Annotated in this window: 8 protein-coding genes and 3 pseudogenes; 4 read left to right on the plus strand and 7 right to left on the minus strand. The window is 65.5% G+C overall.

From position 1 onward, the window contains the following. Nucleotides 1-119: 119 nt before the first annotated feature. The 4 genes and pseudogenes from dnaE to SHTP_RS14600 all read right to left on the minus strand — a co-directional run bounded on the left by dnaE (nt 120) and on the right by SHTP_RS14600 (nt 6,105). Nucleotides 120-3,662, minus strand: coding sequence for a DNA polymerase III subunit alpha (dnaE, locus tag SHTP_RS14585; protein ID WP_096370975.1), 3,543 nt, complete (start codon nt 3,660-3,662; stop codon nt 120-122). A 66-nt stretch (nt 3,663-3,728) separates the two neighbouring features. After that, nucleotides 3,729-4,160 carry a type II toxin-antitoxin system Rv0910 family toxin gene (locus tag SHTP_RS14590; RefSeq protein ID WP_096370976.1) on the minus strand — a complete coding sequence of 144 codons (432 nt, stop codon included), beginning with the start codon at nt 4,158-4,160 and terminating at the stop codon, nt 3,729-3,731. Nucleotides 4,161-4,279: 119 nt separating this feature from the next. Continuing rightward, nucleotides 4,280-5,083, minus strand: a complete 804-nt coding sequence (locus tag SHTP_RS14595) for an SDR family NAD(P)-dependent oxidoreductase (protein WP_096370977.1) — start codon at nt 5,081-5,083, stop codon at nt 4,280-4,282. Nucleotides 5,084-5,087: 4 nt separating this feature from the next. Next, nucleotides 5,088-6,105, minus strand: a pseudogene (locus SHTP_RS14600) (SDR family NAD(P)-dependent oxidoreductase). Nucleotides 6,106-6,343: 238 nt separating this feature from the next. On the opposite strand from SHTP_RS14600, the pseudogene SHTP_RS14605 reads away from it, so the two are divergent. From SHTP_RS14605 to SHTP_RS14615, 3 genes and pseudogenes are all read left to right on the plus strand, one after another. Further along, nucleotides 6,344-6,755: pseudogene (locus tag SHTP_RS14605) on the plus strand (group I truncated hemoglobin). Between the two features lie 83 nt (nt 6,756-6,838). Then, the gene (locus SHTP_RS14610) at nt 6,839-7,474 is read left to right on the plus strand and encodes a lysozyme inhibitor LprI family protein (protein ID WP_096370978.1); all 636 of its coding nucleotides are present in this window, start codon (nt 6,839-6,841) and stop codon (nt 7,472-7,474) included. Nucleotides 7,475-7,812: 338 nt separating this feature from the next. Further along, nucleotides 7,813-8,539, plus strand: a pseudogene (locus SHTP_RS14615) (class I SAM-dependent methyltransferase). Between the two features lie 7 nt (nt 8,540-8,546). On the opposite strand, the gene SHTP_RS14620 reads toward SHTP_RS14615, so the two are convergent. Then, nucleotides 8,547-9,458 (minus strand): RluA family pseudouridine synthase, encoded by a 912-nt coding sequence (locus tag SHTP_RS14620; RefSeq protein WP_096370979.1) that lies wholly within the window; start codon nt 9,456-9,458, stop codon nt 8,547-8,549. Between the two features lie 14 nt (nt 9,459-9,472). After that, nucleotides 9,473-10,063, minus strand: coding sequence for a signal peptidase II (gene lspA / locus SHTP_RS14625; RefSeq protein ID WP_012394110.1), 591 nt, complete (start codon nt 10,061-10,063; stop codon nt 9,473-9,475). Nucleotides 10,064-10,138: 75 nt separating this feature from the next. Between lspA and SHTP_RS14630 the strand changes: the two genes are divergently transcribed. Beyond that, on the plus strand, nt 10,139-11,095 hold the full coding sequence (locus tag SHTP_RS14630; protein ID WP_231991615.1) for an asparaginase: 957 nt from the start codon (nt 10,139-10,141) through the stop codon (nt 11,093-11,095). Here SHTP_RS14630 and SHTP_RS14635 read toward each other — a convergent pair. Beyond that, on the minus strand, nt 11,060-12,472 hold the full coding sequence (locus tag SHTP_RS14635; protein WP_085981859.1) for a DNA polymerase IV: 1,413 nt from the start codon (nt 12,470-12,472) through the stop codon (nt 11,060-11,062). The genes SHTP_RS14630 and SHTP_RS14635 overlap by 36 nt on opposite strands. Between the last annotated feature and the right edge of the window lie 28 nt (nt 12,473-12,500).

Genomic DNA, 12,500 nt, shown 5'->3' on the forward strand with positions numbered 1-12,500 from the left:
CTCCTTGATCGACCGGCGCTCCATCGCTGAGCCTACGTCCGCGACACACCAAGCGTCACGCTGGTGTTGCGCCCAAAAACGAGCGTCACGCTAGCCTGACGCTGGGCGCCAGCCCGCCGTCAGCTGCCCAGGCAGCCGGGACCGAGCAGCTCTTTCAGATCGCCCATCAACGCCGGCGATGGCGTGACCCGTAGTGACTGGTCGAGCTCCAGCGTGGTGATCCGATCCCCACTGATCAGCCGCAGATGCACCTGAGACGTACCCGGGTGCCGAGCCAGCACCTGTTTGAGTGCGGTGACCTTGTCGATGGTGCACTGCCGGGTGGGCAGGCTCACGGCCAGCGGCCGATCCGCCTCGGCATTGGAAAAGTCGGGCACCACGAGCTCGTTGGCGATCAAGCTGATGCGGTCGTCGCGAATCGCGACCTTGGCGTTGACCAGCACCACGGCGTCGTCGGCGATATCGGCGCCATAGTTGGAGTAGGTGTGCGGGAAGAACATCACCTCGATACCACCGGTGAGATCTTCCAATTGAGCTGATGCCCAAGGCATCCCGTTCTTGTTGACCCGCCGGTTCACGGCCGCCAGGATGCCACCCACCCGCACCTGGGCATCGTTGGAGACATCACCATCCAGGATTGCCGGGATCGCGGTATCAACCTGGGCGGCCAACAGATGTGCCACCCCGTTGAGTGGATGCCCCGACACGTACAGGCCCAGCATCTCGCGTTCCAGTGCGAGTTTCTGTTTGTCTTCCCACTCGTCCTCGGGAACCTTGATGGTGAACACCGCGTCGGCACCCGAGTCGCTGCCGCCGAAGAGATCGAACTGTCCCATCGCCTCGGCCTTCTTGGTACCCAGCACCGAGTCCACGGCGTCGGTGTGCACCAGGAAGAGGCCTTTGCGCGGGTGCCCGAGCGAGTCGAACGCCCCCGCCTTGATCAGCGACTCGGTGACTTTCTTGTTACAGGCCGAGATGTCGATCTTGTTCAGGTAGTCGGAGAAGTCGGTGAATTTGCCTTTGCCGCTGCGGGTACCGATCAACGAACCGACGACGTTGGCCCCGACATTGCGCACCGCACCCAACCCGAAGCGGATGTCCTGCCCGACCGAGGCGAAGTTCACCAATGACTCGTTGACATCGGGCGGTAGCACGGTGATGCCGAGCTTGCGGCAATCGGCCAGGTAGACCGCGGCCTTGTCCTTGTCGTCACCGACCGAGGTCAGCAACCCTGCCATGTACTCGGCCGGGTAGTTGGCCTTCAGATAGGCGGTCCAATACGAGACCAGACCGTAGCCCGCGGCGTGCGACTTGTTGAAGGCGTATCCGGCGAACGGCAGGATGGTGTCCCACAGCGCCTTGACCGCTTTTTCGGAGAATCCGTTGGCGGTCATGCCTTCGTAAAAGCCCTTGTATTCCGCCTCGAGCACCTCGAGCTTCTTCTTGCCCATCGCCTTGCGCAGCGCGTCGGCCTTACCCATCGTGTAGGAGGCGACCTTTTGGGCGATGAACATGATCTGCTCTTGATAGACGATCAGACCGTAGGTCTCCGAGAGGATTTCGCGCAGCGGCTCCTCCAGCTCGGGGTGGATCGGCTTGACCGCCTGGCGATTGTTCTTCCGGTCGGCATAGTCGTTGTGGGCGTTCATGCCCATCGGGCCTGGCCGGTACAGCGCCAGGACAGCGACGATGTCATTGAACTCGGTGGGTTGCATGCGACGCAGCAGGTCGCGCATCGGCCCGCCGTCGAGCTGGAAAACGCCCAGCGTCTCACCGCGTCCCAACAGCTCGTAGGTGGGCTTGTCGTCGAGCGGCAGCGATTCCAGGTCGAGGTCGATTCCCCGGTTGGCCTTGATGTTCTCGATCGCGTCGCCGATGATCGTCAGGTTTCGCAGGCCCAAGAAGTCCATCTTCAACAGGCCGATCGCCTCACACGACGGGTAGTCCCAGCCGGTGATGATGGCCCCGTCTTGAGGCCGCTTCCACAGCGGAATGGCCTCCGTCAGGGGTTCGCTGCTCATGATCACCGCACACGCGTGCACGCCCGCATTACGGATCAGGCCTTCCAGCCCGCGCGCGGTCTGGTAGATGGTGCGGACGTCGGGGTCGGTCTCGATGAGGCCGCGAACCTCCGCGGCCTCCTTGAACCGCTCGTGGGCCGGGTCGGTGATGCCGGACAGCGGAATGTCCTTGGCCATGATCGGCGGCGGCAACGATTTGGTGATTCGGTCGGCGATCGCGAACCCGGGCTGGCCATAGTGGATACGCGCGGAATCCTTCAGCGCCGCCTTGGTCTTAATGGTGCCGAAGGTGATGACCTGGGCGACTCGATCCTGGCCCCACTTGTCGGCGGCGTAGCGCACCATCTCGCCGCGACGGCGGTCGTCGAAGTCGATATCGATATCGGGCGCTGACGGGCGCTCCGGGTTGAGGAACCGCTCAAACAGCAGACCGTGCGGTATCGGGTCGATGTTGGTGATGCCCATCGCGTAGGCCACCAGAGAGCCGGCCGCCGAACCACGCCCCGGTCCCACTCGAATGTCGACCGACCGCGCATAGTTGATCAGGTCGGCCACGATCAGGAAGTACGACGGGAAACCCTTGTCGCAGATCACCTTGATCTCGTACTCAGCCCGGTCGATGTAGTCCTGGCCGAGACCGGACGGGAAACGTCGCCGCAGGCCCGCCATCACCTCGTGATGCAGCCACGACGCCGGATCGTGCCCCTCGGGCACCGGGAAGATCGGCATCCGGTCACGCGGGGTCCATACGTCGGCATAGGACTGCACTCGCTCCGCGATCAGCAGGGTGGAGTCGCAGGCGCCCGGGATGTCGTCGTCCCAGAGTTGGCGCATCTCGGCGGCGGACTTGAGGTAGTACCCGTCACCGTCGAACTTGAACCGGTTGGGGTCCGAGAGCGTCTTGCCGGTCTGAACACACAGCAGCGCCTCGTGGTTGTGCGCGGCGTCGCGAGTGACGTAATGGCAGTCGTTGGTGGCCAGCGGCGGAATGTCGAGCTTGCGGCCTATCTCGATCAGACCCTCACGGACGCGGCGTTCGATGGACAGTCCGTGATCCATCAACTCGAGGAAGTAGTTGTCGGCGCCGAAAATCTCCCGCCACTTGGCGGCCGATTCCAGCGCTTCGCGGTCATGGCCCAGCCGCAGCCGGGTCTGCACCTCACCGGAGGGGCAGCCGGTGGTGGCGATGATGCCCTCGGCGTGCTCGGCGACAAGTTCGGCATCCATGCGCGACCACTTACCGAGCTGACCCTCGAACGAGGCCAGTGACGACAGCTTGAACAGGTTGCGCAGGCCGGTCGCGTTCTCGGCCACCATCGTCAGGTGGGTGTAAGAGCCGCTACCGGATACGTCGTCGCCCTTCTGGCTGGGATCACCCCAGGTGATGCGACGGGTATCGAAACGAGAGCCGGGAGCTACATACGCCTCGACGCCGATGATCGGCTTCACCCCGGCCTTGGTTGCCGAGTTGTAGAACTCGCTGGCGCCGAACATGTTTCCGTGGTCGGTCATCCCGATCGCAGGCATGTCCAGCCGTTCCACTTCGGCCAGCATGGGGGTGATCTTCGCCGCACCATCCAGCATCGAGTACTCGGTGTGGTTGTGCAGGTGCACAAAGGACCGCGAAGAAGAACCGCTCATAGGCACGCCAGTCTAGGACCGACCACCGACAGCGTTCGGGCGTGTCGCCAACGTGTCGTGTGGCAGCTATCCATACAGCTCGACAAACTGCTTCAGCGACTGCTCGACATCCCCCTTGACGGCGCGCGCCGCAGCCGACCCGAGCGGACCGAACAACGCGCCCCCGCCCAGCTCGAGGCGCAACCCGAGGGTGGACCCGTCTGCGTTTGGCTCGACGGTGAGGCTTACGCCGTACTTGGCTCCGCCCTTGCCCGATCCTGACATCGTGACCTCGCGCGGCGGATCCCACTTCGTCACCGTCCACGTCACCCGGTTGCGCATGCCCTTGGCACGGGCCACACCCTCGATCTCGACGCCCTCACTGAGCTGCTCGGGTAGCTCGCTGCGCCACCCCTCGTGGATCACGAGCCATTCGCCCAACTCCGACAGATCCGAAACATGGTCCCAGGTGTCCTGCGGAGGGATCGGGACATCGGCGGTCATCTCAACGGAAGCCATCGCATGAGCCTAGCCGTGCGGCAAGGCACGGCCGCGCGAAGCACCACCCGCGCAAAGCACGCCGGCGCCCCGGGCATTGGCGTGCCGCAACCAACACCGCGGGGCGGTCGACACGGCGGTCAGTGGCTGGGACCGCCGCGCAGTTTGTTCCCGATCCGGATCGCGGGCAGCAGCACGCTGCGTGGTAGGTACCTGCCGCTGGTGCTGACGAACTTGGGCACCACGCCGGGCACGACGGTGCGCTTGCCGGTCAGCATCCCCTCGATCGCGGCTTCGGCGACGTCGTGCGGAGACACCTGCGCCAAGGGAATGCTGAACCGCTCGGCACTGGCGATCTCGGCCCACTCGGTGGGCACCGGTCCCGGGCACAGCGCGGTGACCGAAACTCCCGTACCGTGCAACTCCTCCTGAACGGCTTCGGAGAAGGTGAGCACGAAGGCCTTGGAGGCCGAGTACACCGCCATGAAGGGAATGGGCTGGAAGCCGGCAATGGATGCGATGTTGAGCACCGCACCGGCACCGCGCTCCACCATGCCGGGTAACGCCGCGCGGGTGAACTCCATGAGGGCCAGCGCGTTGAGCGTGACCTGCTCGCTTTCGCGTTCGGGTGGCAGCTCGCAGAAACGGCCGCTGGTGCCGAAGCCGGCGCTGTTACACAAACCGGCGATCGAATCGCTGCGGAGCCGGTCAGCGAGCTGAGTTCTGGCTTGCGCATCGGACAGATCGAGGGGCAACACCTCAACGGCGATCGAGAACTTGTCCCGTAGATCGTCGGCCAGTTCCTCGAGGCGCTCACGGCGCCGCGCGACCAGCATTAGCGGAGGGCCCCGGCCGGCAAGGCCGCGGGCCAACTCGACACCGATGCCGGATGAGGCGCCGGTTATTACGACAGTGGCCTGTTTGTTTGGTTTCGGAAGGCTCATAGTCTCACCAATGTATCCCTCGGGTCGCCTGGACGAATGTTTCGCTTCTCTTATCGAGTTCTGTTGTACCAGACTGCGATTCACTGCCCTTGGCGGCAGAGGAGTCACTGAACATGCCGAACGCGCGGTTGCGCACCCGGTCCATGACGGCCGGGTTGACGGCGTCTGCCACGGCCGCGAATTGCCCGAACGGCGAGCTGGCCCGCCGCGGCCGATGCACGATCGCGTCGGTGATGACCCCGGCGGCCTGCTCGGGCGTCAGGGTCGGGAATTTGTCGTAGATCGTCGTCGGGCTGATCATCGGCGTCCGCACCAGCGCCATGTGCACGGTGGTGAGGCGAACCCCTTCATTGATGGTCTCGGCCTGCAGCGCGGTCGCAGAGGCTGTCCAATGCCGCCTTGCTCGCGATGTAGGCGCCAAAGCGCGGTGCGCGGGTCTGCACACCGATCGAGAAGACGTTGATGATGTGCCCAAACCCGCGTTCCCGCATCCCGGGGATGAACTTGAGGATGAGCTGCACCGCACCGAGGTAGTTCAGCTGCATGGTCCGCTGATAGTCGTGAATCCGGTCGTAGGACAGCTCCAGCGAGCGTCGAATCGAGCGGCCCGCGTTGTTGATCAGGATGTCTACACCGCCCAGATCGGCCAGCACCTGATCGGCCATCGCCGCGATGGCGTCCATGTCGGACAGATCGCACCGGTAGACATGCGCCGCACCGCCACCGGCCCGAACGTCATCGGCCACCTTTTCCAGGTTTTCCCTGGTGCGCGCGACCAGCACCACCGTGCCGCCCGCTTCGGCGATCTTGTGCGCGGCCGCCTCGCCGATCCCCGATGACCCACCGGTGATGAGCACGACCTTGCCCTCTACCGCGTCGCTGAGTTTGCGGCCCTGGACGACGTCGAGCAAATTCCTTAAATAGAAGGGCCGATAGCGCCCCGCCGAGTTGGGCGTGTTGACGATGTTCGACATCGCCGCGAACGGCTTCTCGACCAGGTTGGTGAGGTCACCTAGCTTCATGTGAAGTTGCTCCTGAGGGCGGTGTGGATAGTGTGACGTGGGTCATAAAGCAAACCTAGGACATCCATCCTCGAATAGATACGACTTGCCGTGACGCGAGCGCCGCCACGGGCCGGCCGGCCGAGACCCAGCAAACGCCTGGATCCGCGGTCGATGAGCAATCTGCTTGTTACCCGAAGCAATGCGCGCGTGACGGCACTCTAATCGATGCGCAACTGCCCCATGCTGCCCTTGCAACATGGGACTACTGTCACGCTTTCGTAAACGTGCGCCGGTCAGCATCTACGACAAGATCGGCGGGTATGAGGCGATCGAAGCCGTCGTCGAAGACTTCTATGTACGTGTGCTCGCCGACGATCAACTCGGCGGCTTCTTCACCGGAACGAATATGAACCGCCTCAAAGACAAACAGGCCGAGTTCTTTGTGGCAGCCCTCGGCGGACCCGAGCCCTACACCGGCGCACCGATGAAACAGGTCCACCAGGGCCGGCGGAATCACCATGGCGCACTTCAGCTTGGTAGCCGGGCATCTGGGCGACTCACTGACCGCAGCAGGGGTCCCTTCTGAGACCGTCACCAACATTCTCAAGCTCGTGGCACCGTTGGCCACAGACATCGCCTCGGGCGAGACCACGACCGCGGGAGTCTGATCCCCCGCCGGAGCCCGCAGGAATTGCGCCCGGTCTGGCGTGTCGCGCTTTGCACGCCCTCCGCAAGCCGGTAGTCAGCACATATGAGACTTATCGCCCTCATCGGGGCCGCCTTGGCGTTGAGCGCCTGCAGTTCAGCAACAACGCATTCGACTCCCGATTCGCCGGCCGGCACCACGAGCGGCTCGCAGCCGACATCGACGGCCGCACCGCTGCTCGACTGCACCAACCCCGAAGATGACACCCAGCGACTGGTCTGCAACGACCCCCAGTTGACCGAACTCGATCGCCGGCTCGACACCGCCTACCAGCAGGCGCTGGACCGTCCCTGCACCGACAAAGCGGCGCTGACGCTGGCCCAAGGTCACTGGGCGGAGACGCGTGACCAATGTGCGCAGAACCCTGACATGCGCACCTGTCTGCAGGAGTCCTACCAGACCCGGTTGGCGCAGTTGGCCATCGCGGACCCGGCCACCGCGGCTCCGCCCGTGATCAGCTACCGGTGCCCCGCGGAGGACGGCCCATTGACTGCACAGTTCTACAACGAACTCGATCCCAAGACGGCGGTGCTGACCTGGCGAGGCGACCAGTACATCCTGTTCGTGCAGCTATCGGGCAGTGGTGCCCGGTACGGCCGTCAAGGCGTCGAGTACTGGGAGCACCAGGGCGAAGTGCAGCTCGATTTCCACGGCACCAAATTTGTCTGCACCACGACCTGAGGCCCCTCACGCCCGGCGCTAGGCCGCGGGCGGGCCGGGCGCCCGATCCGGATCACCGCTCGTGGTCGACGGCACGGGTTGCTTGCGGCGAAAATGCCGAGCATGCGCCGTGCATTCAAAGTCCCGGCGGCAGAGGCCGGGCGGGCCCCCGTGCCCGAGCGGGATTTCTCCCGCCCGCACGGACGCCCGTGCGCCGCCGTCGAATCGTGGCCACCGCATGCCGCGCTGGCATCCAGACGCTGGCATCCGCGCGGCACGCTCGTCGAGGCCCGCATGCCGCAACGGCGGCCCCGGTGACGGCCGCCCAACGCTCATTTGAGGAACTCGTGGCCGAAGCCATGGCGGCGCCGGTCGTGGGATGGGATTTCTCCTGGCTAGAAGGCCGAACGACAGAAGAACGACCGTCGTGGGGGTACCAGCCGGCTGATGAGCCAGCGATTGGCCCGCGCGTCGGCCGCCCTGGACATCCATACCGGTGGCGGCGAGGTGCTGTCCGGCGCGCCGAAGTTTCCACCGACCATGGCCGCGACCGAATCGTGGCCGCCGAATGCGGCGCTAGCCACCCAGCGGTTGCGCCCGCGCGGCGTGGTGGTGGTCGCAACGCGCGATGAGCCGCCGCTGCCGTTCGCCGATAAAGCGTTCGACCTGGTGATCAGTCGCCATCCCATCACCGTGTGGTGGAGTGAGATTGCCCGGGTGTTGCGTCCCGGCGGCACCTACCTCGCGCAGCACCCCGGGCCGGCGACGGTAGCCGAACTCGTGGGACACGTCATCGGACCGCAGCCCCAGCTGTGGGAGCGGCTAGAGCCCGCGGCTCAGCGTGCCCAGGCCCAGGCGGCCGGGTTACAGATCGTGGAGCTGCGCATGGAGCGGCTCAGGGCTGAATTCTTCGACATCGGCGCGGTGGTGTACTTCCTGCGCAAGCTGATTTGGGCGGTGCCGGATTTCACGGCAGAGCCGTACTTTCAGCGACTGGTCGAGTTGCATGAACGCATCCAGGTCGACGGACGCTTCGTCACCCACCCGACGCGGGTGTTGGTGGAAGCGCGAAAGCCGACCGAGTGAGCATCGCTCACCCCTCGTCGCGGAGCACATCCAGGGCGTGCTGCAGATCTGGCGGATACGGACTGACAATCTCCACGCGCCGGCCATCGGCGGGATGCGCGAAGGCCAGCGATCTCGCATGCAGCCATTGACGTTGCAGACCCAACCGTTTGGCCAGTTTCGGGTCGGCCCCATAAACGAGGTCACCACAGCACGGATGATGCAATGCCGCGAAATGCACCCGGATCTGATGAGTGCGCCCGGTTTCCAAATGCACGTCAAGCAGGCTGGCCGCCACGAAGGCCTCGACGGTGTCGTAGTGGGTGAGGCTATGCCGGCCGTTCTTGGTGACCGCAAACTTCCACTCGCCGCCGGGATGCCGACCGATCGGTGCGTCGATGGTTCCGCTGGATGGATCTGGATGTCCTTGCACCAGAGCGTGATAGCGCTTGTCGACGGTGCGTTGTTTGAAGGCCCGCTTGAGAACCGTGTAGGCGCGTTCGGACAGCGCGACCACCATCACCCCGGACGTCCCGACGTCGAGGCGATGGACAATGCCCTGCCGCTCATGTACGCCGGACGTGCTGATCCGGTAGCCGGCCGCCGCCAGGCCACCGAGCACCGTGGGCCCCGTCCAGCCCACCGACGCATGTGCTGCCACCGCGGCCGGCTTGTCGACGGCGACAACGTCGTCGTCGGAGTACAGGATCGTCATGCCCTCGATCTCGACGGGGGTGTTCTCCGGCGGCGGCGGCGCCTCCGGCAGCTGGACGTGCAGCCAGGCCCCCGCGGTCAGCCGATCGGATTTGCCCGCCGGCACACCGTCGAGTTCGACACCACCGTTCTCGGCGATGACGGCCACCGCACTGCGGGACAGACCCAGCAGACGGGCCAGCCCCGCATCAACACGCATTCCTGCCAATCCCTCCGGAACCGGCATCGAGCGATCGCCCGTCAACGCTCATCGGCCTTTCGCCGGCCCACGGTGTCGAAGTCGAAGCCGAAGATCGACAGGATTACCAGCAGGATGGCGCCACCGACCACCGACGGATCAGCGACGTTGAACACCGGCCACCAACCGACCGAAAAGAAATCGACGACGTGCCCGCGCAGCGGCCCGGGTGCCCGGAAGAAGCGGTCGACCAGGTTGCCCATTGCGCCGCCCAGGATCATCCCGAGCCCCACGGCCCACCAGGGCGACACCAGCCGCCGGCCCATCCAGAAGATTCCGACCACCACGCCCGTCGCGATCAAGGTCAAAACCCAGGTGTAGCCGGTCGCCATCGAGAAAGCGGCACCCGAATTGCGCACCAATGTCCAGGTCACCGTGTCACCGATGATCGATACCGGTTGGCCGGGAGGCAGCAGCTTGACGGCCAGCACCTTCGTCACAACGTCCAGCGCCAGCACCACCGCCGCGACCGACAGCAATAGCCGCAGCCGCCGTGGCGGCGGCTCCGGCGCGGAAACCTTGGGTTCCTCAGTCACCCCGGTCTCTCCCGCTGTCGTCAGTGGATCGGCTGATCCGGTTGGTTCGTCAGACACTCCCCCATCATCCCTCAGCTTTGTACCGGTACCCACATGCGGATGCCGATGACATGGGTGCGAGATGATCCCACCATGGCTCGCCTCACCGTTATCACCACCGGAGGAACGATCTCGACCAGCACGGGCACCGACGGAGTGCGCCGACCGTCTCGTAACGGTGCGCAGCTCACCGCTGCCGTGAGCGGCGATCTGGATGTCGAAATCGTCGACTTGATGGCGCTGGACAGCTCGCAGCTGGTGCCGGCGGACTGGGATCGCATCCGCGCCGCCCTGCACGCCATCACCGGGCGCGGCGCCGACCGCCCCAATGGGCCCGATGGGGTGGTTATCACCCACGGCACAGACACGCTTGAAGAGACCGCGCTGTGGTTGGACCTCACCTATTCCGGCAGCACCCCGGTGGTGTTGACCGGGGCCATGCGCAGCTCCGATGCCGCCGATGCCGATGGTCCAGCCAACCTGCGTGACGCGCTTATCGTGGCCGGCGATCCCGCGGTACGCGACTGTGGGGTATTGGTGTGTTTTGCACGTCGGGTGCTCGAGCCGCTAGGACTTCGCAAGGCGGCAACCGATGACCTGAGCGGATTCGCCGGCGAACTTCTGGGCACCGTCACCGACGAGGTGGCGCTGCGGCGCGCGAAATCGCGGCCATATCTCGGCGACGTTCTGGCCGCCGATGCACCCCGGGTCGATATCGTCGCGGTCTACCCCGGAAGCGACGCTGTAGCACTGGACGCATGTGTGGCCGCCGGCGCGCGCGCCATCGTGCTGGAGGCCCTGGGGTCGGGCAATGCCGGCGCGGCCGTGATCGACGGGGTGCGGCGGCATTGCGGCAACGGGGTGGTGATAGCGGTCTCCACCCGTGTTGCCGGCGCTCGGGTCGGCGCCGGCTACGGCCCTGGCCATGATCTGGTGGCCGCGGGCGCGGTGATGGTGCCACGGCTGCCGCCGTCGCAGGCGCGGGTGCTGCTGATGGCAGCGCTGACAGCCGAGCTACCCATCGTCGAGGTCATCGACCGCTGGGGTTGAGGTGTCAGCGGCATTCTCGACCCGCAACTGGCCGACAAAATCCGGCCAATCCAGGCTGTCCACCGGGTTGGCGGCGGTGATGTCGCTGGTCTCGATGGGAAAGGTCCGCGCTGGCCCGGGGCCTGAACCACGAGTCTCGAACCTCACGGTGACCACTCCGTGACCCGCTCCTTGTACCCAGCCGTGACCAAGCTCCCGGTGGGTGACGTCGTCGCCGATTCGCCACACGGCACCGGCTGGGGTGCTCGACAACGCACCATGCGAGGGGTGAAAGTCCTGATGGGCTTCTTCTGACGTCTCCGCCGCCAGGTCCAGATCCGGGAACAGCGATTCCTGGCGTACCTCGCTCAGCCCCGAGAAACCCACGCCCAGCAGGCGAATGGGCCCGATCTGGACCGGATCCAGCAGCAGCCGGCGGGCCAGCGCCAACAGTGCTCCCACATCGGTTGTCGCATAGGGCAAGGTCGCCGAGCGAGTCAACGTGCTCATGTCGGCCTTCTTCAGCTTCACCGTGACGGTGCGAGACCCGCGACCGTCGCGCAGCAACCGCTGATGAGCGTGCTCGGCAATCGGATCAAGCGCGTCGCGGAGCTGATCGAGGGTGGTCAGATCGATGGCAAAGGTCGACTCCGCGCTGATCTGCTTGGCTTCCGCGCGCTCGGCAACCGGCCGGTCGTCGATGCCGCGCGCCAGCCGGTGCAGCGCGGGCCCGACGGTCGCGCCAAGGATGTTGGCCACTTCAGCGTCGGCCAGCGCCGCCAACTGTCCGACCGTCTCGATCCCGAGGCGATGCAGCTTCTCCTCGGCAACTGGACCGATGCCCCACAACCGGCGCACCGGCAAGCCGCCCAGCAGCAGCTGTTCTTCCTTACGGGCGACGACCCGGATGCCGTCGGGCTTGGCCAGTCCAGAGGCGATCTTGGCAATTTGCTTACCCGAGCCGGCACCCACCGAGGCGATCAGGCCGGTTTCGTCGCGCACCCGTCGCCGCAGGTCTTCGCAGAACTGTTCCACCTCCGCCGTAGCGGCCCCACCGAGTTGTGGTGGTTCCCCGAAGGCCTCGTCGAACGACAGCTGCTCGACGACGGGAACCAGGCCTCGCACGGTGTCGAACACCCGGCGACTGGCCACCCCGTACACGGCGCCGCGCGGCGGCAACACCACTGCGGTCACACCGATCAACCGCCGAGCCTGGTGCATCGGCATGGCCGAACGGGCCCCGAAAACGCGCGCCTCATAGCTGGCGCCGGCGACCACACCGCGCCCACCCATACCACCCACCAGCACCGGCCGGCCCATCAAGGTTGGTCGGGTGAGCTGCTCAACCGAGGCGAAGAACGCGTCCATGTCCAGGTGCAGCACCCAACGGGACTCCACAACCGGCAATACTATTCGGGACTAGTCG

The organism is Mycobacterium ulcerans subsp. shinshuense (assembly GCF_002355775.1).
Lineage (GTDB): Bacteria > Actinomycetota > Actinomycetes > Mycobacteriales > Mycobacteriaceae > Mycobacterium > Mycobacterium marinum.